Annotated in this window: 23 protein-coding genes and 2 pseudogenes; 6 read left to right on the forward strand and 19 right to left on the reverse strand. The window is 68.2% G+C overall.

The genetic code is table 11. The features are described 5' to 3' along the window. Window positions 1-15 precede the first annotated feature (15 nt). The 3 genes from gltX to G3M57_RS14260 all read left to right on the forward strand — a co-directional run bounded on the left by gltX (window position 16) and on the right by G3M57_RS14260 (window position 3,560). The gene (gene gltX / locus G3M57_RS14250; RefSeq protein WP_163231288.1) at window positions 16-1,437 is read left to right on the forward strand and encodes a glutamate--tRNA ligase; all 1,422 of its coding nucleotides are present in this window, start codon (window positions 16-18) and stop codon (window positions 1,435-1,437) included. Between the two features lie 67 nt (window positions 1,438-1,504). Continuing rightward, window positions 1,505-2,785, forward strand: coding sequence for a citrate synthase (gltA, locus tag G3M57_RS14255; RefSeq protein ID WP_035074918.1), 1,281 nt, complete (start codon window positions 1,505-1,507; stop codon window positions 2,783-2,785). 163 nt (window positions 2,786-2,948) lie between these two features. Then, window positions 2,949-3,560 (forward strand): GyrI-like domain-containing protein, encoded by a 612-nt coding sequence (locus tag G3M57_RS14260; protein ID WP_056750139.1) that lies wholly within the window; start codon window positions 2,949-2,951, stop codon window positions 3,558-3,560. Between the two features lie 19 nt (window positions 3,561-3,579). On the opposite strand, the gene G3M57_RS14265 is transcribed toward G3M57_RS14260, so the two are convergent. The 17 genes from G3M57_RS14265 to rpsB form a co-directional block, all read right to left on the reverse strand. Beyond that, a complete protein-coding gene (locus tag G3M57_RS14265; protein WP_028037594.1) occupies window positions 3,580-3,852 on the reverse strand; it encodes an EscU/YscU/HrcU family type III secretion system export apparatus switch protein in 273 nt (90 codons plus the stop codon). Then, window positions 3,849-5,498, reverse strand: a complete 1,650-nt coding sequence (gene fliK, locus G3M57_RS14270; RefSeq protein WP_163231290.1) for a flagellar hook-length control protein FliK — start codon at window positions 5,496-5,498, stop codon at window positions 3,849-3,851. Before fliK ends, G3M57_RS14265 begins: the two co-directional genes overlap by 4 nt. Window positions 5,499-5,606: 108 nt before the next feature. Beyond that, window positions 5,607-6,800, reverse strand: a complete 1,194-nt coding sequence (lpxB, locus tag G3M57_RS14275; RefSeq protein ID WP_056750130.1) for a lipid-A-disaccharide synthase — start codon at window positions 6,798-6,800, stop codon at window positions 5,607-5,609. Next, the gene (lpxI, locus tag G3M57_RS14280; protein WP_163231292.1) at window positions 6,797-7,639 is read right to left on the reverse strand and encodes a UDP-2,3-diacylglucosamine diphosphatase; all 843 of its coding nucleotides are present in this window, start codon (window positions 7,637-7,639) and stop codon (window positions 6,797-6,799) included. Before lpxI ends, lpxB begins: the two co-directional genes overlap by 4 nt. 8 nt (window positions 7,640-7,647) lie before the next feature. Beyond that, a complete protein-coding gene (lpxA, locus tag G3M57_RS14285; protein WP_163231294.1) occupies window positions 7,648-8,442 on the reverse strand; it encodes an acyl-ACP--UDP-N-acetylglucosamine O-acyltransferase in 795 nt (264 codons plus the stop codon). Then, on the reverse strand, window positions 8,439-8,915 hold the full coding sequence (gene fabZ, locus G3M57_RS14290) for a 3-hydroxyacyl-ACP dehydratase FabZ (RefSeq protein ID WP_056750120.1): 477 nt from the start codon (window positions 8,913-8,915) through the stop codon (window positions 8,439-8,441). Before fabZ ends, lpxA begins: the two co-directional genes overlap by 4 nt. A gap of 7 nt (window positions 8,916-8,922) precedes the next feature. Continuing rightward, the gene (lpxD, locus tag G3M57_RS14295) at window positions 8,923-9,939 is read right to left on the reverse strand and encodes a UDP-3-O-(3-hydroxymyristoyl)glucosamine N-acyltransferase (RefSeq protein ID WP_163231296.1); all 1,017 of its coding nucleotides are present in this window, start codon (window positions 9,937-9,939) and stop codon (window positions 8,923-8,925) included. 46 nt (window positions 9,940-9,985) lie between these two features. Next, complete coding sequence (locus tag G3M57_RS14300; RefSeq protein WP_057184064.1) at window positions 9,986-10,633, reverse strand: OmpH family outer membrane protein; 648 nt, start codon at window positions 10,631-10,633, stop codon at window positions 9,986-9,988. Window positions 10,634-10,638: 5 nt separating this feature from the next. Then, window positions 10,639-13,008, reverse strand: coding sequence for an outer membrane protein assembly factor BamA (bamA, locus tag G3M57_RS14305; RefSeq protein ID WP_163231298.1), 2,370 nt, complete (start codon window positions 13,006-13,008; stop codon window positions 10,639-10,641). Between the two features lie 29 nt (window positions 13,009-13,037). Continuing rightward, the gene (locus G3M57_RS14310) at window positions 13,038-14,222 is read right to left on the reverse strand and encodes a M50 family metallopeptidase (protein WP_244322553.1); all 1,185 of its coding nucleotides are present in this window, start codon (window positions 14,220-14,222) and stop codon (window positions 13,038-13,040) included. A gap of 41 nt (window positions 14,223-14,263) precedes the next feature. Then, window positions 14,264-15,472 carry a 1-deoxy-D-xylulose-5-phosphate reductoisomerase gene (locus G3M57_RS14315; RefSeq protein ID WP_163231303.1) on the reverse strand — a complete coding sequence of 403 codons (1,209 nt, stop codon included), beginning with the start codon at window positions 15,470-15,472 and terminating at the stop codon, window positions 14,264-14,266. After that, window positions 15,460-16,308, reverse strand: coding sequence for a phosphatidate cytidylyltransferase (locus G3M57_RS14320; RefSeq protein ID WP_056750103.1), 849 nt, complete (start codon window positions 16,306-16,308; stop codon window positions 15,460-15,462). The genes G3M57_RS14315 and G3M57_RS14320 overlap by 13 nt, the downstream gene beginning before the upstream one ends. Beyond that, entirely contained in the window at window positions 16,286-17,065 is a 780-nt protein-coding gene (uppS, locus tag G3M57_RS14325; protein WP_056750099.1) for a polyprenyl diphosphate synthase, read from the reverse strand. The genes G3M57_RS14320 and uppS overlap by 23 nt, the downstream gene beginning before the upstream one ends. 44 nt (window positions 17,066-17,109) lie before the next feature. Beyond that, window positions 17,110-17,676 carry a ribosome recycling factor gene (gene frr / locus G3M57_RS14330; protein WP_056750097.1) on the reverse strand — a complete coding sequence of 189 codons (567 nt, stop codon included), beginning with the start codon at window positions 17,674-17,676 and terminating at the stop codon, window positions 17,110-17,112. Window positions 17,677-17,701: 25 nt separating this feature from the next. Further along, window positions 17,702-18,439 (reverse strand): UMP kinase, encoded by a 738-nt coding sequence (gene pyrH / locus G3M57_RS14335; RefSeq protein WP_056750094.1) that lies wholly within the window; start codon window positions 18,437-18,439, stop codon window positions 17,702-17,704. A 213-nt stretch (window positions 18,440-18,652) separates the two neighbouring features. Next, complete coding sequence (gene tsf, locus G3M57_RS14340; protein ID WP_056750091.1) at window positions 18,653-19,591, reverse strand: translation elongation factor Ts; 939 nt, start codon at window positions 19,589-19,591, stop codon at window positions 18,653-18,655. A gap of 162 nt (window positions 19,592-19,753) precedes the next feature. Continuing rightward, complete coding sequence (gene rpsB, locus G3M57_RS14345) at window positions 19,754-20,668, reverse strand: 30S ribosomal protein S2 (protein WP_056750088.1); 915 nt, start codon at window positions 20,666-20,668, stop codon at window positions 19,754-19,756. 252 nt (window positions 20,669-20,920) lie between these two features. Here rpsB and G3M57_RS14350 point away from each other — a divergent pair, with 252 nt between their 5' ends. Both G3M57_RS14350 and G3M57_RS14355 read left to right on the forward strand, forming a co-directional pair. Next, window positions 20,921-21,835 carry an HNH endonuclease gene (locus G3M57_RS14350; RefSeq protein ID WP_163231305.1) on the forward strand — a complete coding sequence of 305 codons (915 nt, stop codon included), beginning with the start codon at window positions 20,921-20,923 and terminating at the stop codon, window positions 21,833-21,835. Window positions 21,836-21,957: 122 nt separating this feature from the next. After that, window positions 21,958-22,608 carry a haloacid dehalogenase-like hydrolase gene (locus G3M57_RS14355; RefSeq protein ID WP_163231307.1) on the forward strand — a complete coding sequence of 217 codons (651 nt, stop codon included), beginning with the start codon at window positions 21,958-21,960 and terminating at the stop codon, window positions 22,606-22,608. A gap of 66 nt (window positions 22,609-22,674) precedes the next feature. Here G3M57_RS14355 and G3M57_RS14360 read toward each other — a convergent pair whose 3' ends face one another. Beyond that, the gene (locus G3M57_RS14360; RefSeq protein WP_056750083.1) at window positions 22,675-23,238 is read right to left on the reverse strand and encodes a hypothetical protein; all 564 of its coding nucleotides are present in this window, start codon (window positions 23,236-23,238) and stop codon (window positions 22,675-22,677) included. A gap of 552 nt (window positions 23,239-23,790) precedes the next feature. Between G3M57_RS14360 and G3M57_RS14365 the strand changes: the two are divergent. After that, a pseudogene (locus G3M57_RS14365) lies at window positions 23,791-24,593 on the forward strand (IS5 family transposase). Here the strand turns inward: G3M57_RS14365 and G3M57_RS14370 are convergent. Further along, window positions 24,586-25,343, reverse strand: a pseudogene (locus tag G3M57_RS14370) (IS5 family transposase). The pseudogenes G3M57_RS14365 and G3M57_RS14370 sit on opposite strands and share 8 nt — an antisense overlap. Window positions 25,344-25,364 lie beyond the last annotated feature (21 nt).

Consider the following 25,364-nt stretch of genomic DNA (forward strand, 5'->3'; position numbering starts at 1 on the left):
TCAGCCTTGATCCCGATGACCAATTCCCCCTCGCCCCCCTCAGGCGTCGTCACCCGCTTCGCCCCGTCGCCAACCGGCTTCCTGCATATCGGCGGCGCACGCACCGCGCTGTTCAACTGGTTATATGCACGCCATACGGGTGGGAAGTTCCTTGTTCGCGTCGAGGACACCGATCGCGAGCGTTCGACCGAGGCGGCCGTCGCCGCGATCTTCGAGGGCCTGGACTGGCTGGGCCTGAAGTCGGACGACGAGGTGGTCTTCCAGTATAGCCGCGCCGACCGCCACCGCGCCGTGGTGGAGGAGATGCTGGCCGCCGGCCGCGCCTATCGCTGCTGGATGACCGTCGAGGAACTGGCCGCGGCCCGCGAGGCCGCGCGGGCCGGCGGCCCCGCCCTGCGCTCGCCCTGGCGCGACGCCCCGCCGCCCAACGACCCCAGCCTGCCGCACGTCATCCGCTTCAAGGGTCCGACCGAGGGCACGACCCTGGTCGACGACCTGGTCAAGGGTCCGGTGACCTTCAACAACGCCGACCTGGACGACCTGGTGCTGCTGCGCGCCGACGGCGCCCCGACCTACAACCTGGCCGTGGTGGTCGACGACCACGACATGGGCGTCACCCACGTGATCCGCGGCGACGACCACCTGAACAACGCCGCCCGCCAGACCCTGATCTACCAGGCCAATGGCTGGACCCTGCCGGCCTTCGGCCACATCCCGCTGATCCACGGCCCCGACGGCGCCAAGCTCAGCAAGCGCCACGGCGCCCAGGCGGTCGGCGAGTTCGCCGACATGGGCTACATCCCCGAGGGCATGCGCAACTACCTGGCGCGCCTGGGCTGGGGCCATGGAGACGACGAGGTGTTCAGCGACGAACAGGCGATCGCCTGGTTCGACGTCAAGGACGTGGTCAAGGCCCCGGCCCGCCTGGACTGGGCCAAGCTGAACTTCATCAATGGCCAGCACCTGCGCCAGGCGGACGACGCCCGCCTGGCCGACCTGACCCTGAAAGCCCTGCAGGCCCAGAACGCCGAGCTGCCGGCCGACGCCGCCCAGCGCCTGCTGGCGGTCGTGCCGCAGGTCAAGGAAGGCGCCAAGACCGTCCTGGAGTTGGCCGAGCACTGCGCCTTCGCGCTGAAGGTGCGTCCGCTGGTCCTGGAAGAAAAGACCGTCAAGCAATTGACCGACGAGACCGTCGAGCGCCTGGCCCGCCTGCGGGCCCAGTTAGGCGCGGCCCCGGCCTGGGGCGTGTCTGAGCTGGAAACCCTGTTGAAATCCTTCGCGGAATCCGAGGGCGTGGGCTTTGGCAAGTTCGGGCCGTCGCTGCGTGGGATCCTCACCGGCGGGGCCCAGGCGCCCGACCTGAACAAGATCATGGCCGCGCTGGGTCGCGAGGAGTCTCTAGGGCGCCTTGACGACGCCCTGGCGTCGCGCGCATGAGGCGCTATAACGCAACCGCGAAATCGAAAACTGGACTGATCGTTCCATCATTGAAGGGGTCTCTCGCATGACCGACAAAGCCACGCTGACGATCGGCGACAAGAACTACGACCTGCCGATCCTCAAGGGCAGCACGGGTCCGGACGTCCTGGACGTGCGGAAGCTGTATGGCGACTCCGACCACTTCACCTTCGATCCGGGCTTCACCTCGACGGCGTCGTGCGAAAGCAAGATCACCTATATCGACGGCGACGCCGGCATTTTGCTGCACCGCGGCTATCCGATCGACCAGCTGGCCGAGAAGTCCTCGTTCCTGGAAGTCTGCCACCTGCTGCTGAACGGCGAACTGCCGACGGCCGAGGAATTCACCAAGTTCGAACGCAACATCACCTACCACACGATGCTGCACGCCCAGTTCGACAGCTTCTTCCAGGGCTTCCGCCGCGACGCCCACCCGATGGCCGTGATGACCGGCGCGGTCGGCGCCCTGTCGGCCTTCTACGCCGACAGCCTGAACGTCGATGACCCCAAGCAGCGCGAGATCAGCGCCCATCGCCTGATCGCCAAGATGCCGACCATCGCCGCGCGCGCCTTCCAATACTCGCAGGGCCGTCCGTTCGTGACGCCGCGCAACGAGCTCAGCTACTCGGAAAACTTCCTGCGCATGTGCTTCTCGGTGCCGGCCGAGGACTGGGTTCCCAACCCCGTCTTGACCCGCGCCATGGACCGCATCTTCATCCTGCACGCCGACCACGAGCAGAACGCCTCGACCTCGACCGTCCGCCTGGCCGGTTCGTCGGGCGCCCACCCGTTCGCCTGCATCGCCGCCGGCATCGCCTGCCTCTGGGGCCCGTCGCACGGCGGCGCCAACCAGGAAGCCCTGGAGATGCTGGAGGAGATCGGCTCGGTCGAGAACATCCCCGCCTTCGTGCAGGGCGTGAAGGACAAGAAGTACAAGCTGATGGGCTTCGGCCACCGCGTGTACAAGAACTTCGACCCGCGCGCCAAGGTCATGCAGAAGACCTGCTACGAGGTGCTGGAGCAGCTGGGTATCAACGACCCGCTGCTGCACGTGGCCATGGAGCTGGAGAAGGTCGCGCTCAGCGACCAGTACTTCATCGACCGCAAGCTGTACCCGAACATCGACTTCTATTCGGGCATCACCCTGCGCGCCATGGGCTTCCCGACCAACATGTTCACCGTGCTGTTCGCCCTGGCCCGCACCGTCGGCTGGATCAGCCAGTGGAAGGAAATGTTCGAGGATCCCTCGCGCAAGATCGGCCGCCCGCGCCAGCTCTACACCGGCGCGACGCAACGCGACTACGTGGCGGTCGACAAGCGCGGCTAGGCGCTTCGACATCGCTGAATTGGAAAAGGCCTCGCGAAAGCGGGGCCTTTTTCTTGTCCGAGACGACGGCTTCGGCCGCCATTGCCGCCTGAATCAGGCTCCCCTTGTGCAACCTTGGGCCCGGAGACGGCCGCCGCCCGAGACTAGGACGCCGCGAGGGTAGATGGAAAAGCTGGACCTGAAGAAGACACGGAAGGCGCTCTTCACCGCGCCACTCGGCCGCTTCGTGACGATTGAGGCGCCGCCGGTCTCCTACCTGATGGTGGACGGCCACGGCGACCCGAACACGGTCCCGGCCTACCGGCTGGCCGTCGAGAGCCTGTACACGACAGCCTTCACGATCAAGTTCGCCAGCAAGGCCAACGGCAGGGACTTCGTCGTGCCGCCGCTGGAAGGGCTTTGGTCGGCGCCCGATCCCGAAAGCTTCACCGCGCGCCGCAAGGACGAATGGGACTGGACCATGACGATCATGCTGCCCGACCCTGTGGACGACGAGGCCTTCCAGGCCGCCCGGAGCAAGGCGCTGGAGAAGCTCGGCGGCCTTCCTGGAAGTTTGAGGCTCGAACGCCTGGAGGAAGGCCTCTGCCTGCAGGCCCTGCACGTGGGCGCCTACGACGACGAGGGGCCGCTGCTCGCCAGGCTGCACGGCGAGATCATGCCCGCCGGCGGCTACGATTTCGCCGGGCGGCATCATGAGGTCTATCTGAGCGACCCGCGCAAGACGGCACCGGAAAAGCTCAGGACCGTGATCCGCCAACCCGTGCGGCGGGTCTGAAGGCCGTCTCTCGACGGCGCTACCGTCCCTCGGCGCTACGCAGGATGAAGCCCAGGATCTCGGCCACCGCGACATAGAGCGCCTCGGGGATCTCCTCGTCGAGTTCGATGGTCGACAGGGCCTGGGCCAGGGCCGGGTTCTCCTCGATCGGCACGCCGTGCTCGCGGGCGGTCTCGATGATCTTGTCGCCCACCCAGCCGCGGCCGGAGGCGACCACGCGCGGGGCGTTGGGCTCCTCGTACTGCAGGGCCACGGCGATGCGGGGCCCGGCGGAGCGGATGGCGCCGGTCACGTGGCCTGATCCAGGAACTGGCCCGGCGCGGCGGCCGGGGCGCGCGGCTGACCGGCGTGGAAGGCGATTTCGGGCTCCAGGGCGGCGTCGCGCAGAGCGCCGCCCAGCCGCTCCTCGCCGGCCCGCAATCGAGCCATCGCCACGGGACGCTCGGCCCACAACGAGACGCGGGCCCGGTCGCCGGTCAGGGCCACCTGGGCGTGGACCGGGCCCATCGGCTCGACGTCCAGCGAGAAGCGGGCGCGCCAGGTGCGGCCCAGGGCGCGGCCGCCCTCCCCGCCCGAACCGCCGCCGTCGCGGCTGATCTCGAACTGGGCGGCGGCGGGGCCCTGCGGGGTCATGAACGGCATGTCGAACACCCAGCGCTGCCCGTGCTCCTCCACCGGCCGGCCAGCGGCGGGCGGCTCCGGGAGCGAAGCGATCTGCAACAGCTCGGTGCGGGCCAGGGCCGCGCCGGTCTCGGCCAGAAGGCGCTGAGCGACGGCGTGGGGCCCCGCGCCGGCCGCCAGACCTGGCTGGGCGGCGGCCTGGGCATGGGTCGGAGCGCCGGCATAGGGCGGCGGGGTCTGGGAGGGCGGGCCGGAAGCGACCTCGGGTCCGCCATAGGCCGCCGCCACCGCCGACGCGATGCGCGCCGGAAGCAGAGGCGGCAGGTCCTCGGCCGTGATGGCCCCGAACGCCGGAAGCGCCGGCGGTTGCGGCATCGGCGCGAGGCGGGCCGCCTGCGGAGACGCGTTGACGTTGGGCCATCCGCCCGGAGGCCTTGCGACCGCGCCACGGGCGGCAGCGTCCGTCGAGGGCAAGGCCGGATTCGGCGCTTCTCGATCGAAAGCCGTCGGCATGGGAACCTGGCTGGTCGGGCGAGTCGGCGACGGGATCGCCGTGGCCTGGGCCTGGGGCGCGCCGAGTTGGGCGGAGGACGCCGCCGCCGTGGCTGCCGCGTTCGGCGTGGCGCCCGGCGCTGAATTGGGCGTGGCGCCAGCCTGGGCGGCCATCGGCGGCAGGCCGTCGGCCCAGGTCTTGACCACTTCGCGGAACACCAGCAGCGCGGCCTTCATGTCGCTGTTGGGCGTCGGGGTCGGGACGGCCTTGGGCGGCGCCGTCAGGGTGCCGGTCTGTTGGCGCTGCGGAGGGGCGTCGGGAGCGGCGGTGGCCAGGCGGGCTTCCAGGAACAGGCCCGAGCGCTGCAGGGCCTGGCGGATCTCCGGACCGCTGATCTGGCCATCCAGGCGGGTCCCTAGCGCCATGACCTGCGCGATGGCCGCCTTGACCTGGCGCGGCGTGTCGGGCTCGGCGGCGGCCTGGGCCATGTCGGCCATCAGGGGCGCCAGACCCGCCTGCCGGGCGGCGGCTCGGCCGGCGGCCGCGGCGACGGCGCGAGCGGGGGTTTCGACCTGGACGTCGGGTCCAAGGGCCACGGCGCGGGCTTCGGCGACCTTGGCGCGTCCCGCCTCGCCCTCTCCCACCGCGTCCTTGGCCAGGTTGGCCAAGTCGGCCTGGGACTGGGACTGGTCGATCATCGCGCCCAAGGTCTCGACCGATTGGATGACCGCGATCCGGGCAAGCGCCTCGGCCGCCTGGTCGGCCCGGCTGACGGGGGCGGACGGCGTCAAGGACGACAAGGGGGTGACCGAAAAGATCGTCACGCCAGGGCTCCAGCCGGCGACAGGACGGTCGCCAGGGCCTCCACCCTAGGCGAGAGCCGTGAAGCGGATCTTAAAGGCTTGCTTAACGCCCGGACGCGACCGCGCCGCCTAGAGCAGGCCGCGCGCCCTCAGGAAGTCCAGCAGGGCGGAAGCCGCCGCTTCGGAGGGGTCGGGCATGCCGCGCCCCATCTTGTCGAGGGCGGCGTTCTGGGCGGCGATCTGGGCGGCGCGCAGGGCCGGGTCGTCCAGCCGCCGGGCGACGTCGGCCGCCAGGGCCGGGCCCGTGCAGGCGTCCTGCAGCCGCTCGGGCGCGACCGTGTCGTCGGCGGCGATGTTGAACAGGGTCACCCAGCGCGGCTTGAACATCGATTTCAGCAGGGCGTAGGTGATCTTGCCGGTGACATAGCCGACCACCATCGGACAGCCGGCCAGGGCCAGTTCGGTGGTCACCGTGCCGCTGCAGGCCAGGGCGACCGTGCCGGCGACCATGGCGTCGTCCTTCAGCGTCTCGTCCTCGACGACGTGGGCCCGGAACGGCCAGGCCGCGACCCGCGCCTTGACGCTTTGCGCCACGGTCGAGGCGGCGGGCACGACCACGTGCAGGTCCGGTCGATCGGCCTTGAGGCGGCGCACGGCGTCCTCGAACGGCGGCATGACCCGCTGGATCTCGGACGGACGGCTGCCGGGCAGCACCAGCAGGATGGGCTCGCCAGGCGCGGCGCCAATCGCGGCGCGCAGCCGGGCCGGGTCCGCGCGGCTGAAATCGTGGGCCAGGGCCGAGTTGCCGACGAAGACGTTGGCCAGGCCGGCGGCGTCGAAATACGGCTTGTCCATCGGCTGGATCGACAGCAGCAGGTCCACCGCCCCGGCCAGGTCCTTGGCGCGGCTTGCGTGATAGGCCCAGACCTGGGGGGCGACGTACTTGACCAACGGCAGGCCCGGGTGCTGCCTGCGCAGCGCCTTGGCCAGGCGGATGTTGAAGCCCCAGCTGTCGATCAGCACCGCCACGTCGGGCTTTTCCCGGGCCGCCAGGGCCAGGGTGTCCTTCAGGCGGGCCATGGCGCGCGGATAGGCCTTCAGGCTCTCCACGATGCCCAGGATGGACAGTTGGGCGATGTCGAACGGGCTATGGATCCCCTCGGCCGCCATCTTGGCCCCGCCGACGCCGACGAAGCGGACCTTGCCGGCGCCGAGACGCTCGCGCAGCACGCGGGCCAGCTTGGCGCCCAGGGCGTCGCCCGAAGCCTCGGCCGCCACCAGCATCACGGTCAGCGGCCGCCCCTCTGAGCCCGTCGGGCTCATCTGTCGGCCCGTGGTTCGACCCCGTACACGAACAGGCCTAGGTCGTCGGCGCAGGCGATCACCTGGTCGCGGTCGACGATCAGCAGGCGGCCAGCCTCGCCGACCACGCCGGCCAGGCCCGCGCGCGCGGCGCGCTGCACGGTGGCGACGCCGATGGTCGGCAGGTCGACCTTGGTCTCCTGGATCGGCTTGGGCGCCTTGGCCAGCACCCCGCGCGGCGCCTCGGCGTTGCCGCGGATGGCGTGCGGCAGGTCGGCGACCCGGCGGAGCATGGCGTCCGTGCCCTCCTGGGCCTCGACCGCCAGCACCAGGCCGTCGCAGACCACAGCGCCCTGCCCGACGTCCAGCGCGCCGATGGCCCGGGCCACGTCCAGCGCCCGGTCCATGTCGGCGACGTGGGTTTCCTTGGGCGCATGCTTGCCCAGAGCCCCGCGCGGCAGGGTCATCTCGCCCCGCACCTCGTGGGCGCCCTCGATCGCGAAGCCTTCCTTCTCGAACTCGGCCAGTAGCCGGCGCAGCAGGGCGTCGTCGCCCTTGCGGGCGGCGTTGACCAGGCCCGGGATCACGGCCAGGCCGCGCAGATCCGGCTTGATCGTCGAGAAGTCGGGGCGATCGACGACCCCGGCGAAGCACACGGCTTCGCAGCCTTCCTCCCGCAGCGCCTTGAACACCTTGCCGAACTCGCCCAGTCCCACTTCGACGCCGGGATAGCGGGCCAGCACCGGCTGGGCGAACGACTTCAGGCGCATCACGGCGAACGGCCGCCCCGCGGCCTCGCAATGCTGCGCCAGTTCCACGGGCAAGGAACCGCCCCCGGCGATCAGACCCAGCTTACGCATGGCCGCTCCTAGACTTCGCGCTCGGGAAGGCACAGGGGCCGGTTGGCCTCCGACCGGATGAAATCGACGATCTCCATCACCTCGGGCGTGTCGGCATGGGCTTCGGCCACGTCGTCCAGGCGCTCCTGGAAGGTGCCTTCGTCGGCGAACAGCAGGCGGTAGGCGGCGCGCAGGGCGTTGATCGCCTCGCGCGTGAAGCCCCGCCGCTTGAGGCCGACCAGGTTCAGGCCTTCCAGGTGAGCGTGGTTGCCCCACACCGAGCCGTAGGGAATGATGTCCTTGGTCACCACCCCGCCGCCGCCGACGAACGAGTAGCGGCCGATGCGGGTGAACTGGTGGACGGCGCACAGCCCGCCCATGAACACGAAGTCGCCGATCACCACGTGGCCGCCCAGGGTGGCGTTGTTGGCGAAGGTCACGCGATCGCCGACGATGCAGTCATGGGCCACATGGGCGCCGACCATGTAGAGGCTGTCGGAACCGATCTTGGTCACCCCGCCGCCGCCAACCGTGCCGGTGTGCATGGTGACATGCTCGCGGATGATGTTGCGCTCGCCGATCACCAGGCGAGTTTCCTCGCCCTTGTGGGCCAGATGCTGCGGCGCGCCGCCCAGCACCGCGAACGGATGGACGGTGGTCCCCGCCCCGATCTGCGTCGCGCCCTCGATCACCACGTGCGAGACCAGCCGCACGCCGTCGCCTAGCTGGACCTGGGGTCCCACGGTGCAGAACGCGCCGACCTCGACGTCCTGGCCCAGTTGCGCCCCCGGCGAGACGATGGCGGTGGGATGGATCTGGGTCATGCCTTGGGCGTCTCCACCACCATCGCCGCGAACTCCGCCTCGGCCGCGACCTTGTCGCCGACCTTGGCCACGCCCTTGAACTTGAAGATGCTGGAGCGGGCGCGGACCACCTCGACCTCCATGCGGATCACGTCGCCGGGCCGCACCGGATTGCGGAAGCGGGCGTTGTCGACCGACATGAAGAAGATGGTCTTGCCTTCGGTGTCGACCTCGAGCGACTTGCTCATCAGCACCGCGCCCGTCTGGGCCAGGGCCTCGATGATCAGCACGCCCGGCATCACCGGATTGCCGGGGAAGTGGCCCTGGAAGAACGGCTCGTTGATCGTCACGCACTTGACGCCCACGATCGACTGGTGCGGGCGATACGCCTCGGCCCGGTCGACCAGCAGGAACGGATAGCGATGCGGGATCCGGTTGAGGATCTCGGCGATGTCGATGTCGGCCAGCGGCTCTTCAACTTTGGATTGGCTCATTTCGCCCCTAGCCCTTCGATTCACGGCCGCCCGCCTTGCGCGACAGCCACGCGGTTTCCCGAAGCCACCGCTTGAGCGGCCGCGCCGGGAATCCAGTCCATGTTTCGCCGGCCGGCACGTCCTTGAAGACCGACGCCGAGGCGCCGATCTGGGCGCCCGCGCCGACCGTCAGGTGATCGGCCACGCCGGCCTTGCCGCCGAACGCGACCCCGTCGCCGACCACGGTGCTGCCGGAAATGCCCGTGAAGGCGGCGGCGACGCAGTTGCGACCGAGCCGGACGTTGTGGGCGACATGGACGAGATTGTCGATCTTGGTGTTCTCGCCAATGGTCGTGTCGCCAAAGGCGCCGCGGTCCACGCAGCTGTTGGCGCCGATCGTCACCCCGTCCTGCAGCACGACCCGGCCCAGCTGAGGCAGGTCGACGACGCCCGCGGGCCCGCCGGCCGCGCCGAATCCCGCCTCGCCGATCACCGCGCCGGCGTGGATCGACACCCGGTCGCCGATCAGGGCGAAACCGATCACGGCGTTGGCCCCGATCCGGCAGTCGCGCCCCACGGTCACGCCCGGGCCGATCACCACGCCTGGCGCCAGCCAGGTTCCCCGGCCGATTCGCGCGCCCTGGCCGATGGTCACGCCCGGAGACAGGGTCACGCCCTCCTCCAGTTCGCTGTCGGGATGGACGTGCTGAGCGCCGTCGTGGCGGCGTGGGGCGTGCAGGCGCTGGGCGGCGGCGGCCCAGGCCGCCTGCGGGTGGCTGGTCAGCAGCAGGAGGCGGCCGGGCGGCGCGCGGTCGGCGTGTTCGGGCTTCAGGAAACAGGCCGCGCCATCAAGGCCTGCCAGATCGGCCAGGCGCTTTGGATCGGACAGGAAGGTGACGGCGCCGACGCCCGCGCTTTCGAGCGGCGCCACGTGGGAGATCCGGTGATCGCCGCCAGCCGGATCGGCCAGCCGAGCACCGCTCAGGCTGGCCAGTTCCGCGAGGGTCGCCGGACCCAGGTCTTCGAAAAAGCGCGGGTCCGGCATCGGTCCTCTCGTGAGCGGCCCAGGCGTCATGCCCGGGCCGACTCGACTACTTCTTGGGAGTCGTCGGCTGGAGAGCTTGAGCCCCCGGAGCCGCTTGGTCCAGACGTTCGCGATCGAAGGTCAGGGTCTTGATCCGGGCGTCGACCGCGGCGACGACCGAGTCGGTGATGTCCATGGCCGGGTTGCCCAGCAGAACCGACTCCCGCTCGATCAGGATCGAGCAGGTCTTGGCCTGGTAGGCCTGGCGGATGGCCGGGTCCAGTTCCTGATAGACGCGGGCCAGTTGCTTCTGCTCGGTGGCCTCGACTTCGCGCTGGCGCAGCTGGCCCTTGCGCTGGAAGGCGTTGCCGCGCACCTGCAGGGCGGCGGCCTGCTGTTCGAGCGCGCTTTGGTCCAGGGTGGCGCGCTTGGCGTCCAACGCCTTGGCGTCGGTTTCCAGGCTGGTCCGCTCGGCGTTCAGTTCGGCGTTGACCTGCGAGATGATGGTCTTCAGGCGCGCGTCGACGGCCTTGCCCACCTGCGAGCGGGCGACGGCGCCTTGGCTCGAGAAGATGCAGACGCCGGCGATCGGCGCGCCGTGGGTGACCGGCGGCGCGGCCGGGGCGGTCGGAGGCGTGGCCTGGGCGAAGGCGCCCGACGCCGTGGCGAGAGCGGCCAGACCCGAAACGGTCGCGGCGAGGAACTTGGAGGTCATGCTGATTAGAACCTTGTGGAGGTGGAGAACCGGAAGGTTTCGGTTCTGTCGTAGTCTTCTTTAGCGAGAATATGGCTGAAATCGAACCGGATGGGCCCCATGGGGGACTTCCAGTCGATGCTCAGGCCAGCCGAAGCCCGCAGGCCCAGCCCGTCCTTGATCTTCGGATTGTCCAGTCCGGCCTTGTCCAGCCGGTCGACGTCGTCCAACTGGCCCGCCGTGCCGAAGTCGGAGAACACCGCGGCCTTGATGCCGTACTGCTCGGGCAGGAACGTCGGGACCGTCAGCTCGAACGTGCCGATGGCGTAGAGCTTGGCGCCCAGGGAGTTGCTGCTCTGGTTGCCGTTGGTCGTGTCGCGCGGGCCGATGCCGGCGATCTCGAAGCCGCGGAACGAGCTGCCGCCCTTGTAGAAGCGGTCGTTGATGCGGATGTTGTCGCCGCCCCAGCCCTCGATATAGCCCGCCGAACCGACGGCGCTGAAGATGAAGTCCTTGTTGAAGCCCCAGTACCAGCCGGCGTCGGTCTCGGTCTTCAGATACTTGGTGTCGCCGCCGAAGCCGGCCAGGTCCTGGCTCAGGTCGGCGAACCAGCCGCGGGTCGGTTGGATTGGGTCGTTGCGCTTGTCGAGCCGCAGATTGTAGCCGATCAGCGAGGTGATGTACGAGCCGCGCTGCAGGCACAGGATGTCGGACACCTGGCCGTTGGTGCAGAGGCTGTCCTCCACGCTCACCTTGTCCTGGCGGAGCTGGTAGCGCAGGCCCATCGAGGCGTTCTGGGTCAGCGGGAAGCCCAGGCGCAGCGTGCCGCCGGTCGATTCCGTATCGTAGGCGGCGTAGTCGCTCAGGTCGTAGCGATACGAGTACAGATCCAGGCCCGCGCGCAGGTCTCGGCCCAGGAAGCGCGGCTCGGTGAAGCCGAAGTCGATCTGCTGGCGCAGCGAACCAACGGAGACGCGAGCCCGCAGGTTCTGGCCGCGGCCGCGGAAGTTCCGTTCGGTGATGCCGACGTCCAGCACCAGCTTGTCGACCGAGCTGTAGCCGGCGCTGAACGACAGTTCGCCCGTCGGCTGCTCCTCGGTCTTGACCCGCAGGGTCGTGCGGTCCGGCTGAGCGCCGGGCACTTCCTCGATGTTGACGTCCTTGAAGAAGCCCAGGGCGCGAACGCGGTTCTTCGAGCGGTCGACCAGGACGCGGTTGTAGGCGTCGCCCTCGGCCACTTCCAGTTCGCGGCGCACCACGTAGTCCAGCGTGCGCGTGTTGCCGACGATGTCGATCCGGTCGACATAGACCCGCGGGCCTTCCCGCACCGAGAACACCACGTCCACGGTGTTGTTCTCGTGGTTGGGCACGTAGCGCGGGCGCACGTCCACGAACGCGAAGCCGGCCGCGCCCGCCGCGAAGGTCAGGGCGTCGGTGGCCTGCTCGATCTTGTCGTCTTCGTACAGCTGGCCGGCGCGGATCGGCAGGATCTGGGCCAGCAGGTTGCCGTCAAGCTTCTTCAGTTCGGTCTCGACCGTGACCTTGCCGAACTTGTACTTGGGGCCTTCGTCGATCGTATAGGTGACCGCGAAGCCGTTCTTGTCGGTGGCCAGTTCGGCGACGGTGGCCACCACGCGGAAGTCGAAATAGCCGCGATTGCGGTAGAACTTGCGCAGCTGCTCGCGGTCGTACTCGATCCGGTCCGGATCGTAGTTGTCGTTGCTGGTCAGGAACTTGTACCAGTGCGACTCCTTGGTGACGATGACGTCCTTCAGGTCGTTGTCCGAATATTCGACATTGCCCAGGAAGTTGACGCCCAGCACGCCGCTCTTGGGGCCTTCGCTGATCTCGAACACCAGGTCGACGCGCTTCTGCGGCAGCTCGACCACCTTGGGCGTCACGGTCGCCGAGATGCGGCCCGAGCGCCGATACAGCTCGATGATGCGCTGGACGTCGGCCTGGACCTTGGCGCGGGTGAAGATGCCGCGCGGACGGATCTGCACCTCGTCCTTCAGCTTGTCTTCCTTGAGCGCCGAGTTCCCCTCGAAGACCACCTGGTTGATGATCGGGTTCTCGACGACCTTGACGATCAGGTCGCCGCCTTGCAGCTCGATCTTGACGTCGGCGAACAGGTCGGTGCGCGCCAAGGTCTTCAGCGCCAGGTCGAGGCGCTGGGGATCGACGGTCTCGCCCGGCTGGATCGGCAGGTAGGACAGCACGGTCCCCTGCTCGATCCGCTCGTTGCCCTGCACCACGATGCGCTGGACCACGCCCGTAGTCTGGGCCTGGGCCAGGGCCGCCTGCGGCGCCGTGAGGGCCGTGGAACCGAGAAGGAGCGCAACGCCGGTGGCGAACGCGGCGCTGTGGGCGCGAATTTTGCTCATGGGACCAATCATGGACGGACGGCCGGGCTCACGCGAACAGGTCACGAGAACAGGCCGCCAATGAATTTGAACACGTCGTAGCGGTGAAGATCGTTCCAGGCCGCGAACAGCATGAAACCAAGGATCAAGGCAAGCCCCGCTCTGAAGCCGGCGGCCTGGAACTCGGCCTTCAGCGGTCGCTTGGCGATCGCCTCGTAGGCGTACATCAGCAAATGGCCGCCATCGAGCACCGGTATGGGCAGCAGGTTCATGAAGCCGATGCTGACCGACAGGGTGGCGACCATGATCATCTGGCCAACGAAGAAACGCAGCAGCAGCGTCTGGATGTCGGGCGCGTCGGCTGTGGTGGCCGAGGCCATGGCGCCCACCGCGTGGCCGATGCCGATCACGCCGCTGATCTGGTCGGCCGAGATCTGGCCGGTGACCAGGCGTCCGAGGTAGAAGCCGATGGTGCTGATCTGGTCCCAGACCTGCACGGTGGCGTCGGGAATGGCGCGCCAGATCGACGAGCGATAGTGGTAGGGGCGGCTAGTGTTGCCGATGCCCAGTTGGCCGATCTTCATACGGCCGTTGATCTTGTCGACGACCTCGACCTGGACCGGGGTGGCCACGAGATGCAGGGTCTGATCGCCACGCTCGACCGTGAAGTCGATGGGCAGACGCGCCCGGAGCATGACATAGCCCTTCAGCTCTTCGAAGGTCTTGATCCGACGACCATCGGCCTTGGTGATCAAATCGCCGGGTCGGAACCCGGCCGCGGCGGCCGGGCTATTCGCGGGAACCGTCTCGATTGTCGCCGGATGGCGATATTCGCCCAGGGTCACCATGAAGACGGCGAACACGGCGATCGCCAGCAGGAAATTGGCCACGGGACCGGCGACGGCGATGATCGCGCGCTGCCATACGGGTTTGAAGTGGTAGTAGCGCGAAACGGCCGCCTCGCCCTCGCGCGCGGCGATCTCGCGCTTGAGGACCGCCAGGTCGCTGCCGTCCGGCACGCTGGCGGCGTTGTCGTCGCCGGAGAATCGCACATAGCCGCCCAGGGGGATCGAGGCGATCCGCCATTCGACGCCGGTCTTGTCGCGCCACGCCACGATCTTGGGGCCAAAGCCGATTGAGAAGCAGTCGATCGCCACGCCACAGGCTCGCGCGGCCCAGAAATGGCCGAGCTCGTGCACTGTCACGACGACGGACAGCACGAACACGAACGCAAGAAGGCCCGTCAAAAACCCGATCATAAGGTGGCGCCCAACTCCCCGGTCAGTCTCTAGATATGATTCTGGCCGACAACCTCGGCCGCAATGCGGCGAGCCGAGGCGTCGGTCATCATCGCGCTGTCGAGGGCGTCGTCGACGCTATAGGCGAGTTCGCCCAGGCCGTTCATGCGCTCAAGTGTCCCCGCCACCGCGCGCGCAATATCCAGAAAGCCGATCTGGCGGTCAAGGAAGGCCGCGACGGCCACCTCGTTGGCGGCGTTCATGGCGGCCGGCGCGCCGCCGCCCAGACGCAGGGCTTCGCGGGCGATGGCGATCGACGGGAAGCGGTCCAGGTCCGGCGCCTCGAAGGTCAGCTGGCCATAGGCGGCCAGGTCCAGGGGCTTGGCCGGCCATGAAAGGCGCTGGGGCCAGGAGAAGGCGCAGGAGATCGGACTGCGCATGTCCGGCGGACCCAATTGAGCCAGGGTCGAGCCGTCGGCGTATTCGACCAGGCTGTGGATCACGGACTGCGGGTGGATCACGACGTCGATGCGCTCTTGCGGAGTGTCGAACAGGTAGGACGCCTCGATCATCTCGAGGCCCTTGTTCATCATCGTCGCGGAATCGACCGAAATCTTGGCGCCCATCGACCAGTTCGGATGGGCCACCGCCTGTTCCGGCGTGGCCTTGGCCATGGCGGCCTTGTCCCAGGTGCGGAAGGGCCCGCCCGAGGCCGTCAGGATCAGGCGCGATACCTGGTCGATACAGTCGCGCTGCAGCACCTGGAAGATCGCCGAGTGCTCGGAATCGACGGGAATCACCGAGCCGCCGGCCTCGTGGGCGATGGCCAGCAGGGCCGGACCGGCGCAGACCAGGCTTTCCTTGTTGGCCAGGGCGATGACCGCGCCCGTGCGGGCCGCGGCCAGGGTCGGGGCCAGGCCCGCCGCGCCGACGATGGCCGACATCACCCAGTCCGCCCCCATGGCGGCGGCCTCGGAGACCGCGGCGGCCCCGGCGGCGGCCCGGACGCCCGAACCCGCCAGGCGCTCGCGCAGCTCCGGCAGGCAGGTTTCGTCGTCGATGACCGCGACCTGGGGCTTCCAGCGCAGGGCCTGCTGCGCCAGCTTCTCGACGTTGCGGCCGGCGGTCAGGGCCAGGATCTCGACGCCAACGTCGGCCTGTTCGAACAGGTCCAGCGTCGAAACGCCGATGGACCCCGTCGACCCCAGCACCACGACCTTGCGGGCCACGCCCGGGCGAGGGTGAGTCAAGGCAGCCATCCCCATTGGTCGAGCAGCCGCGCGCCGGCGACCACGATCGCCGCGAACATCAGGCCGTCGACGCGGTCCAGCATGCCGCCGTGGCCGGGGATCAGGTCGCCCGAATCCTTCACGCCGAACCGGCGCTTCAGCATGGATTCCCACAGGTCGCCCGCCATGGTGGCCAGGCCGCCCAGCAGGCCGATCGCGGCCGCCACGGGCCAGGCCAGGTGCAGGTCCGGCAACGCAGGCAGCGCCTGGGACAGGGCCACGATGCCCACCGCCCCCAGAGAGGCGGCGACCAGCCCGCCGAAGAAGCCCGACCAGGTCTTGTTGGGCGAATAGCGCGGCCAAAGCTTGGGCCCCTTCAGCAGACTGCCCGTCGCGAAGGCGAAGATGTCGGCGAACCAGGTGACGGTGAACATCAGCAGGGTCCAGGACAGGCCCGCCTCCATCCGGCGCAGCCAGATCATCGCGATCACCGCCGGCGCGATATAGATCACCCCATAGGCCGCGTCGGCCCGCCGCTCGACCGCGCCGCGGGCCATCAGGGCGGCGGCCACGGCGCCGACGATCACCACCGGCCAGGTGATGTAGTAGTGGCCGCGGAAGGCGACGATCACCGAGATCGCCACGGCCGCGCCGATCGCCAGGGCCACGCCCAGCACGGCCCGCCGGGCGCTCATCTCGGCCCACTCGCGAGCCAGCAGCGCCACGCCCACCAGGATCAGGCCCAGGTACCAGACGTCGCCGAACCAGACGGCGGCCACGACCGTAGGCACCAGCACCGTGGCCGAGGCGACACGGATCCGCAGGTTGCTCCAGTTGAAACGTTTAGCCGGCGACGGCGACGTCATCGACGGCGATACCTCCATAGCGACGGTCGCGGCTGCGATATTCCGTCAACGCGGCGGCCAGGTGTTCGGGCCCATAGTCCGGCCAAAGAACATCCTGATACACGAGTTCGGCGTAGGCGCATTCCCAAAGCAGGAAGTTCGAGATCCGCTGCTCACCGCTGGTGCGCACGATGACGTCCGGGGCCGGAGCCCCCGCCGTCGACAGGTGTCGCTCGAACAGCGCCTCGTCCAGGTCGGCGGCCCGCGCTTCGCCGCGCTCCACCGCCTCGGCGAAGGCGCGCGCGGCGTCGGCGATGTCGGCCCGGCCGCCATAGTTGAACGCCACCTGCAGCAGGAAGGCGTCGTTATGGCTGGTGCGGCTCTCGGCCCGCTCGATCACGGCCAGTACGTCGGCGGCCAGTCCCGTGCGGCGACCGATGATCCGGACTTTCACGCCCTCGCGGGCCAACCGGTCGATATCGGACTCCAGATAGGCCTTCAGCAGGCCCATCAGTTCCGACACCTCCTGCGGCGGACGGCTCCAGTTCTCGGTGGAAAAGCCGAACACCGTCATCACGCCCACGCCCAAGGCGGCGGCGCCTTCGACGGTCCGCTTCAGGGCGTTGACGCCGGCGCGATGGCCCAGGACGCGCGGCAGGTTGCGCCGCTTCGCCCAACGGCCGTTGCCGTCCATGATGATGGCCACATGCAGCGGCCGCCCCGACTTGGCGCCCCCGGCGCGCGTCGAGACATCCTGCAGGCCGGTCGTCGGCGCCATGCGCTTCAGCCTTCCCTCATCTCCCCCCACAACGCAGGTCGATGCTAAACCTGCATGATCTCTTGTTCCTTGGTTTTCAAGGCCTCGTCGACCTGCTTGATGGCCGCGTCGGTCATCTTCTGGACCTCGGTCTCCATCTTCTTCAGCTCGTCCTCGCTGATGACGGACGCCTTTTCGGCCTTCTTGAGGTCGTCATTGGCGTCGCGACGGATGTTGCGGACGGCCACCTTCTGGGCTTCGGCGTACTTGCCGGCCACCTTGACCAAGTCCTTGCGGCGCTCTTCGGTCAGCGGCGGAATCGGAATGCGCAGGTTGTTGCCCTCGACCACCGGGTTGAGGCCCAGGTCCGAGTTGCGAACCGCTTTCTCGACGGCCGAGACGACGCCCTTGTCCCAGATGTTGACGTTGATCTGGCGCGGCTCGGGGACGCTGATCGAGGCGACGGTGTTGAGTTGCACCATCGAACCGTAGGCGTTGACCATGATCTGGTCGAGAAGGCCCGCGGACGCGCGACCGGTGCGCAGGCCAGCGAAGTCTTCCTTCAGGGATAGCACGGCTTTTTCCATGCGGTCCTTGTAGCGGGACAGGACGGGTTTTTCGGCGGTGGCCATGGCTTGGGCTCTCTTCGCTGGGAAATTAAGCGGCGCGGACGCCGGAGACGACGGTGTGAGTCCCCTGCCCCTTGAGGACGTTCAGCAGGTTGCCGCGTCCCTTGATGGAGAAGACCACGATCGGGATGTTGTTGTCGCGCATCAGGGCCACGGCCGAGGCGTCCATCACCCGCAGGTCCTTGGCCAGCACGTCCATGTAGTCGAGGGTGTCGTAGCGCTTGGCTTGCGGATCCTTCTTGGGATCGGCGCTGTAGATGCCGTCGACGCTGGTCCCTTTGAACAGGGCGTCACATTGCATTTCGGCGGCGCGCAGGGCCGCGGCGGTGTCGGTGGTGAAGAACGGATTGCCGGTGCCGGCGGCGAAGATCACCACCCTGCCCTTCTCCAGGTGCCGCTGGGCGCGGCGGCGGATGTAGGGCTCGCAGACCGTGGCCATCGGGATGGCCGACTGCACGCGGGTGGAGACGCCGATGCGCTCCAGGGCGTCCTGCATGGCCAGAGCGTTCATGACCGTAGCCAGCATGCCCATGTAGTCGGCGCTTGAGCGCTCCATGCCCTTGGCCGCGCCGGCCATGCCGCGGAAGATGTTGCCGCCGCCGATCACCAGGCACAGCTCGACGCCGGACTGGACGATCTCGCGGATGTCCTCGGCCACCGATTCGACGGTCTTGGTGTCGATGCCGTAGGGCGTGTCGCCCATCAACACCTCGCCCGAAACCTTCAGAAGCACGCGGCGGTAGGGTCTGTGCTGGGGTTCGGACATGCGGGAGGCTCTTCCTGAGTCGTCGGGACGCAACATAGTGCGCGTTCCGGAAAAGTGGGATCGGTTTTCCGGGCTCAAACCGGCCAGATCGCGTGCAGGTGCGCGACCGGGGCGCAAAAAAGGCGCGGCGCGCGCTCGATGCGCGCCGCGCCTTTCGTAGGCGGTCGAATCCGACGCCCCCTTTCCGAAGAACGGGAAGGCGTCGGAAAAGACTTAGGCCTGGCCGGCCATGGCGGCGACTTCGGCGGCGAAATCGCCTTCCGGAGCCTTTTCGACGCCTTCACCCAGGGCCAGGCGAACGAAGCCCTTCACGGTGAGCGGCGAGCCCAGTTCCTTGCCGGTTTCGGCGACCAGTTGCTCGACGGTCTGGTCCGGGTTCATGACGAAGGCCTGCTTCAGCAGCACGACTTCTTCCAGGAACTTGCGGATGCGGCCTTCGACCATCTTCTCGACGACGGCCGGGGGCTTGCCCGACTCCAGCGCCTGCGCGGTGAAGATCTGGCGCTCCTTCTCGATGGCGGCCTGGTCCAGGTCGTCCGGCGACAGCGACAGCGGGGCGGTCGCGGCCACGTGCATGGCGATCTTGCGGCCCAGCTCCAGGATCTTGGCCTGGTCGCCGGCGCCTTCGATGGCCACCAGCACGCCGATGCGGCCCAGGTCTGGGGCGGTGGCGTTGTGGATGTAGGACGACACCGCGCCCTGGGCGACCGAGAACTTGGCCGAACGGCGCAGGACCATGTTCTCGCCGATGGTGGCGATCAGGTTGGTCAGCGTATCCGCCACGACGTCGCCGTCGGCGGTCTTGGCCGCGTTGATGGCGTCCACGCCGTCGTTGTCCAGGCCGACGGCCGCGATCTTGCGGACGGCGTTCTGGAACAGCTCGTTGCGACCCAGGAAGTCGGTCTCGGCGTTCACTTCCACCGCGGCGGCGGTCATGCCGGCGCCGTCGTTGCGGACGGCGATGCCGACGAGGCCTTCAGCGGCGACGCGGTCGGCCTTCTTGGCGGCCTTGGACAGGCCCTTTTCGCGCAGCCAGTCGATGGACGCGTCGATGTCGCCGTTGTTTTCGACCAGGGCCTTCTTGCAGTCCATCATGCCGACGCCGGACTTTTCGCGCAGCTCTTTCACCAGCGCAGCGGTCACTTCAGCCATGAGTTCCTCCATTGAAACGTCAGAGCGCTTCCAACCGCGACCAGGACCGGTCCGGCGGGGAAACGCGTGAAACAAAATTACGACCGGGCTTGATAGCCCGGTCGCATGTCAGGTTCACGAAGACCGGACCGGGACCGAAATCCCGATCCGGTGATCGGAAAATCAGCTCGCGGCCGGCTCTTCGGCGACGGCTTCGATCGCTTCGGCGGTCGCTTCTTGAGCGGCTTCCGGAGCAGCGGCGGCTTCAAACGCAGCTTCCTGAGCAGCGACTTCGGCGGGAGCAACTTCCGGAGCAGCGGCTTCAGCCACCGGTTCCGGCGTCAGTTCGCGAGCCAGGGTCGGCTCGATCGGAGCGATCGAGGCGCCCAGGTCGACGCCCGAGTTGGCTTGGCCGGCGGCCAGGCCGTCCAGAACGGCGTCGGCGATCAGGTCGCAGTACAGCTGCAGGGCGCGGGCGGCGTCGTCGTTACCCGGGATCGGGTAGGTGATGCCGTCCGGATCGCAGTTGGTGTCGAGGATGGCGACGACCGGGATGTTCAGCTTGCGGGCCTCGAGGATCGCGATCGCTTCCTTGTTGGTGTCGATCACGAACATGATGTCGGGGATGCCGCCCATGTCCTTGATGCCGCCCAGCGACAGCTCCAGCTTGTCGCGCTCGCGGGTCAGCTGCAGCAGTTCCTTCTTGGAACGGCCTTGGCCTTCGCCGGCCAGAACGCCTTCCAGCTCGCGCAGACGCGCGATCGAGCCCGAGACGGTGCGCCAGTTGGTCAGGGTGCCGCCGAGCCAGCGGTGGTTGACATAGTACTGGGCGCAGCGCTTGGCGGCGGTGGCGACCGGGTCGCTGGCCTGGCGCTTGGTGCCGACGAACAGCACGCGGCCGCCGGCGGCGGCGACCTCACGCACCTTCACCAGGGCCTGGTGCAGGAGCGGAATCGACTGCGACAGGTCGATGATGTGGATGTTCGAACGCGAACCAAAGATGTAGCGGTCCATCTTCGGGTTCCAGCGGTGCGTCTGGTGGCCGAAGTGGGCGCCAGCTTCCAAGAGCTGACGCATGGAGAATTCGGGAAGCGCCATGATAGGTCTCCTTCTTCCGGTTGAACCTCCGTGGACACCCCCGCTCCGACGATTCGGACCGGGACCGGAACGGTAACGACGGGATGTCTCCCCGGCGTCGCCGCACGTCCACGTGTGGAATGGCCGCGCAAATAGGCGTGAACGGACCAAAAAGCAAGCCCTTAGGCGCCCGTTCACGCCCTTGACCGGCTCGACGGGCGCGGTTCCATTACTCTCATCGCGATGTTCGCGGGCGACGCGTCGGGGTGATCCGTGAAGGCTGTCTTCGATACCAAGCCCAACTCAGGCTATGACGACGCTTTCGATCAGTACCACTTTCCCAGGCGCAGCAACTACATGGCCGCCGCGCTCGCGGCGCAAGGCGATTGGGTCGTCCTACGCGAACCTCAGCGAAACGGAGGCCGGCGGGCCTACGTCGCCGTGGCGAAGGTTCTCGACGTCAGGCCTGACCCGCGGCGGCTGGATCACGCCTACGCCAAGCTTGGTGACTATCTGCCCTTTGACGCGCCAGTGCCCTTTGTCGGACAGGACGGCTACTGGGAGACGCCGCTCCGCGCCATTGGGAACCCCAGCCGGATCGGCGCGGGCGTGCAAGGTCGGGCGATGCGCTCCCTAGATGACGCGGATTTCGCCGCCATCGTTCTGGCCGGTCTGAACCAGACCTTGGAACCCGCAAACGCACAGCGGCTGGGCCCGCCCGGGGGTTTTCTCGAGATCGGCGAGCCCTTCATGTTCGATGTTCCGCCCATTGAACAGGCTCGACGCGTCGAGGCGATGCTGGTCAATCGCAAGATCCGCGACGCCAATTTCCGGCGACAGGTCTGCGAGGCCTATGACGATCGCTGCGCGGTTACCGGCCTGCGGATCATCAATGGCGGCGGCCGCTCGGAAGTCCAGGCCGCGCATATCTGGCCCGTGAGCCATGGTGGTCCCGACGTCGTGCAGAACGGAATCGCCCTGTCGGGCACGATCCACTGGCTGTTCGACCGCCACCTGATCTCGTTGACCGACGACTACCGATTGCTGGTGTCGCACAACAAGGTTCCCAGTGAATTGCGAGGCCTGTTCGCCAATCAGATGGACCGCATCCACCTGCCGGCGGACCCGCGCCTGCGACCGCATCCGACCTATGTCGCGCGCCATCGTCAGGCCTTCGTCGACGCTTGAATGGCAAAGGCGACCTGGATGGATTCATCCACAGTTCGCCACGATCCGCACGTCATTCTGACATCAAATCGCGGCTTGATGACGGCGGCCCGACCTTTGGGTCGCGGCGGACAGGCCAGACCATGCTCGCGGTGTTCGACCTCGACGGCACCTTGCTGGACAGCGATTCCACGGCGCTGTGGCTGTGGGACCGGGCTCGCCGTTCCCTGCCCCGCCTGCTGGCCATCCTGCTGGTTGCGCCGGTCGCCATTCCGATGGTGATCGCGCCCCGCACGCGGCGGACCGGGGCCTCGATCCTGCTGTGGATCGCCACGGTCGGGCTGGACGAGCGAGAACTGCAGGACTCGTGCGCCGCGTTCGCCAGCCGTTTCCAGGCGGGCGCCCTGCCCCTCCGCTGGCGCCGACAAGGGGTCGAGACCCTGGAAGGTCACTTCGCCCGTGGCGACGAGGTGGTGGTGGTCACCGCGGCGCCAACCGTCCTGGCCCAATCCCTGATCGGTCCGCTTGATCGACCGATCGTCGTCTTGGGCACCTCGCTCAAGCGTCAGGCCGGCGGCTGGGTGGCCGACGTTCATTGCCGCCACCAGCGCAAGTGCCAGGCCCTGGCCGAGGCCGGCCATGGCCCGCGTTGGGCCTACGCCTATACCGACAGCCTCGACGACCTGCCGCTGCTCCGCGGGGCCGACGCGCCGATGATCGTCGGCTGCGGCAAGGCCGCCAGGCGCCGTCTTGGCCGCGCCCGCCTGCCCAACGGCCGCGCCATGGCGTGGTAGGGATCCTCTCCCCGTTCGCCGGCGGCGCGCGGCTCTCCTTGGGCTAGGGACGCGCGAAGTCCCTGCTCAGCGGCGAGTGTCGACGGCGATCCAGTTCACTTCCCAGTTGACCCCGCCGTCATCCGAAAACGCCTGCTCGAAGCGCGCGGAGTTTGCGGTGACGTCGGAGATGATGAAGCGCACCAGGATGGCCCGGCCGCCCAAGCTGTCCTGTCCGTAGAAGACGCCGCGACCCTCCTTGAACTGGCCGTAGACCGGCCGGGTGAGCACCCCGCCGCCGGCGAAGTTGAGGCTCCACTGCTGGGCGTCCGGGTCGTACAGGCGCAGGGACAGGCCCTCGATCCGGCCGGCCGCGCCCTTGACCTTCAGCTCGACCAGATTGGCGCTGCCGTCCAGCACCGGTCGGACAACGGTCACCCCCTCGTACTCGACCCAGGCGTTCGACCCGGTCAGGGGATGCTGGAGGCGGGACAGGCGCGTCGTCCATTCACCGATCTCCCAGTCAAAATCCCGCTGGCCGTCCTGGCTCTTCGCCGCGACCGCGGAGGACGGCTGCGCGGCGATGGCCAGCGGCGGCCCGCCGAGCAAAAGCGCCAGGGCTGCACCGACCGCCTTCAAGCTGTGGATCATGCCGCCCTCCAAGCGCCTCGCGATGAACAGCAATAGAGCGCAGGAGGGGCCATGGAGTCTCGCTGCGGACGCAGCGGACCGTGCGTTCCTTCCACTGGCCGCCAAACGCGAGGGCTCCGGGCCTGCCGGACAGGCCTTCGCCCGTGATCCCGGCCGTTCTCCCCCTCCTGTGAACCCACCACCCCACCCCTACCGCCGGGTCGATCGCCGTTGACGCCTTCGATAGCCCGCTAGCGCCGGTGGACGGTGGACGGTGGACGGCCTTGGGCCGAATTCCTCGTCCTTCGACAAGCTCAGGATGAGGAATTCTGCTCGGCCGCCCTACCAATAGCCTCATCCTGACCCCGGCCGAACGACGAGGGTGGCGCCTCGACGCCAAACGCCTGACGGTCGACAGCCCCAAGAGCAAGCCGCGCGAGATGAGGAATGGCGCAGCTTGCTCTAGGTCCCGCCTTCGCGCCGCTTTTTCCGCGCGATGCTCTAGGAGCTGTGGACTCTAAGAATTCCGGCGGCTCCAAATCGTGATTCAAGACTGTCTTTTAGGAGGCGGTCTTGGGTGTGATGGATCGTTTGGTGCTGAGCGACGCCGATTGGGACCGCATGTCGGGCCTGATCATCGGTCGTCCTGACCAGAAGGGCTCGACGGGCCGTGACAACCGGCTGTTCGTCGAGGGCGTGTTGTGGATCGTGCGCACGGGTTCGCCCTGGCGCGACCTTCCCGAGGCGTTCGGCGATTGGAACAGCGCCTTTCGACGGTTCAGTCGCTGGAGCCAGAAGGGCGTCTGGCGACGGATCTTCGAAGCGATGTCGGGCGATCCCGACTTCGAATACCTGATTGTCGACTCCACCATCGTTCGCGCCCACCAGCACGCTAGCGGGGCCAAAGAAGGGGGTCTGAAGATCAAGCCTTTGGACGTTCCCGCGGTGGCCTGAGCACCAAGGTCCACATGGCCGTGCGGGACTTGGCCTGCCCGTCCGGTTCATCCTGACCCCGGACACCGGGGCGACACACCCCAGGCCGCCGCCTTGATCCAAGGCCTGCCCGCCCGCGTCGTCATGGCCGACACCGCCTACGACGCTGACCATCTGCGCCAAGCCATCGCCGCCAAGGGCGCGCTCGCGGTCATTCCCAACAACCCCTCGCGCGCCAGCAAGCATCCGCTCGACAAGCACCTCTACGCCCAACGCCACCTGGTCCAATGCTGCTTCAGCCGCCTCAAGCAGTTCCGGCGCGTCGCCACACGCTTCGAGAAGACGCCAGGAACTACCTCGCCGTCCTACACCTCGCCGCCGCCGTGCTCTGGGGCGGTAAGTGTCCACAGATCCTAGGCTGCGGTGACGATTTAGCTATTTGAGCCAGAGCATGATGGCGGCCAGGGTGACGAAGCCCATGAAGGTGGCCGCCACCTCGTCGTCTCGCGTGGCGATGCATCGGAAGTGCTTGATGCGGCTGAAGAAGCGTTCGACGCGGTTTCGCTCCTTGTCGAGCGCGGTCATAGGCGTGCTGTCGCTCGCGATGGCGACGGGGCGGCACGACGGGGTCGCCGCCCTGCTGGATGATCTTCAGATACGGCCGATCGGCGTCATAGGCCTTGTCGGCCAGGACGTATCGGGCGGCCACGCCGTCGATCAAGTCGCAGGCGGGCGCCATGTCGTTCTTATGGCTTGGCCCCAGAATGATGCGGACCGGCAGGCCCAAGGCGTCTACGCAGACGTGGATCTTGGTTCCGAAGCCGCCGCGCGAGCGGCCAAGCGCCTGGGCGTGCGGCCCCCCCTTTTTCGCCGCGCGCCGGCGGCTTGGACGTCGGCGCGGATCAGGGTGGCGTCCAGCATCGTCCATTCCAGATCGGGCTCGGCCGCCACCGCCTCGAACAGCCGGTTGAGCACCCCATCTCGATCCGGCGACAATAGTGTCGCTTGGCCGTCTGATAGGGCCCAACTCGCGCGGGCAGATCACGCCACCGCCCGCCTGAGCGCGCCATCCGCAACAGCGCGTCCACGAACAACCGGCCGTTGCTGCGCGGCCCGCGCTTGCCCTTGCGGCCGCCCGGCACGAACGGCTCGATCCTCGCCCATTGATCGTCCCGAACAACCTCGCCTTCCAACGCCGCCTCCAAAAAGCAGCG

The sequence above is a fragment of the Caulobacter rhizosphaerae genome (genome assembly GCF_010977555.1).
In the GTDB taxonomy this organism is placed as follows: Bacteria; Pseudomonadota; Alphaproteobacteria; order Caulobacterales; family Caulobacteraceae; genus Caulobacter; species Caulobacter rhizosphaerae.

Excerpts from the sequence above, each read along its gene's own strand:
- lpxA (WP_163231294.1), bottom strand. The coding sequence starts at position 8,442 with ATGACCCAGATCCATCCCACCGCCATCGTCTCGCCGGGGGCGCAACTG.
- G3M57_RS14355 (WP_163231307.1), top strand. The coding sequence starts at position 21,958 with ATGCTCGCGGTGTTCGACCTCGACGGCACCTTGCTGGACAGCGATTCC.
- tsf (WP_056750091.1), bottom strand. The coding sequence starts at position 19,591 with ATGGCTGAAGTGACCGCTGCGCTGGTGAAAGAGCTGCGCGAAAAGTCC.
- lpxI (WP_163231292.1), bottom strand. The coding sequence starts at position 7,639 with ATGCGTAAGCTGGGTCTGATCGCCGGGGGCGGTTCCTTGCCCGTGGAA.
- gltX (WP_163231288.1), top strand. The coding sequence starts at position 16 with ATGACCAATTCCCCCTCGCCCCCCTCAGGCGTCGTCACCCGCTTCGCC.
- G3M57_RS14360 (WP_056750083.1), bottom strand. The coding sequence starts at position 23,238 with ATGATCCACAGCTTGAAGGCGGTCGGTGCAGCCCTGGCGCTTTTGCTC.
- bamA (WP_163231298.1), bottom strand. The coding sequence starts at position 13,008 with ATGATTGGTCCCATGAGCAAAATTCGCGCCCACAGCGCCGCGTTCGCC.
- pyrH (WP_056750094.1), bottom strand. The coding sequence starts at position 18,439 with ATGTCCGAACCCCAGCACAGACCCTACCGCCGCGTGCTTCTGAAGGTT.
- uppS (WP_056750099.1), bottom strand. The coding sequence starts at position 17,065 with ATGGCGCCGACGACCGGCCTGCAGGATGTCTCGACGCGCGCCGGGGGC.
- lpxB (WP_056750130.1), bottom strand. The coding sequence starts at position 6,800 with ATGAGCCCGACGGGCTCAGAGGGGCGGCCGCTGACCGTGATGCTGGTG.
- G3M57_RS14315 (WP_163231303.1), bottom strand. The coding sequence starts at position 15,472 with ATGGCTGCCTTGACTCACCCTCGCCCGGGCGTGGCCCGCAAGGTCGTG.
- fabZ (WP_056750120.1), bottom strand. The coding sequence starts at position 8,915 with ATGAGCCAATCCAAAGTTGAAGAGCCGCTGGCCGACATCGACATCGCC.
- lpxD (WP_163231296.1), bottom strand. The coding sequence starts at position 9,939 with ATGCCGGACCCGCGCTTTTTCGAAGACCTGGGTCCGGCGACCCTCGCG.
- G3M57_RS14320 (WP_056750103.1), bottom strand. The coding sequence starts at position 16,308 with ATGACGTCGCCGTCGCCGGCTAAACGTTTCAACTGGAGCAACCTGCGG.
- frr (WP_056750097.1), bottom strand. The coding sequence starts at position 17,676 with ATGGCCACCGCCGAAAAACCCGTCCTGTCCCGCTACAAGGACCGCATG.
- gltA (WP_035074918.1), top strand. The coding sequence starts at position 1,505 with ATGACCGACAAAGCCACGCTGACGATCGGCGACAAGAACTACGACCTG.
- G3M57_RS14300 (WP_057184064.1), bottom strand. The coding sequence starts at position 10,633 with ATGACCTCCAAGTTCCTCGCCGCGACCGTTTCGGGTCTGGCCGCTCTC.
- rpsB (WP_056750088.1), bottom strand. The coding sequence starts at position 20,668 with ATGGCGCTTCCCGAATTCTCCATGCGTCAGCTCTTGGAAGCTGGCGCC.
- G3M57_RS14260 (WP_056750139.1), top strand. The coding sequence starts at position 2,949 with ATGGAAAAGCTGGACCTGAAGAAGACACGGAAGGCGCTCTTCACCGCG.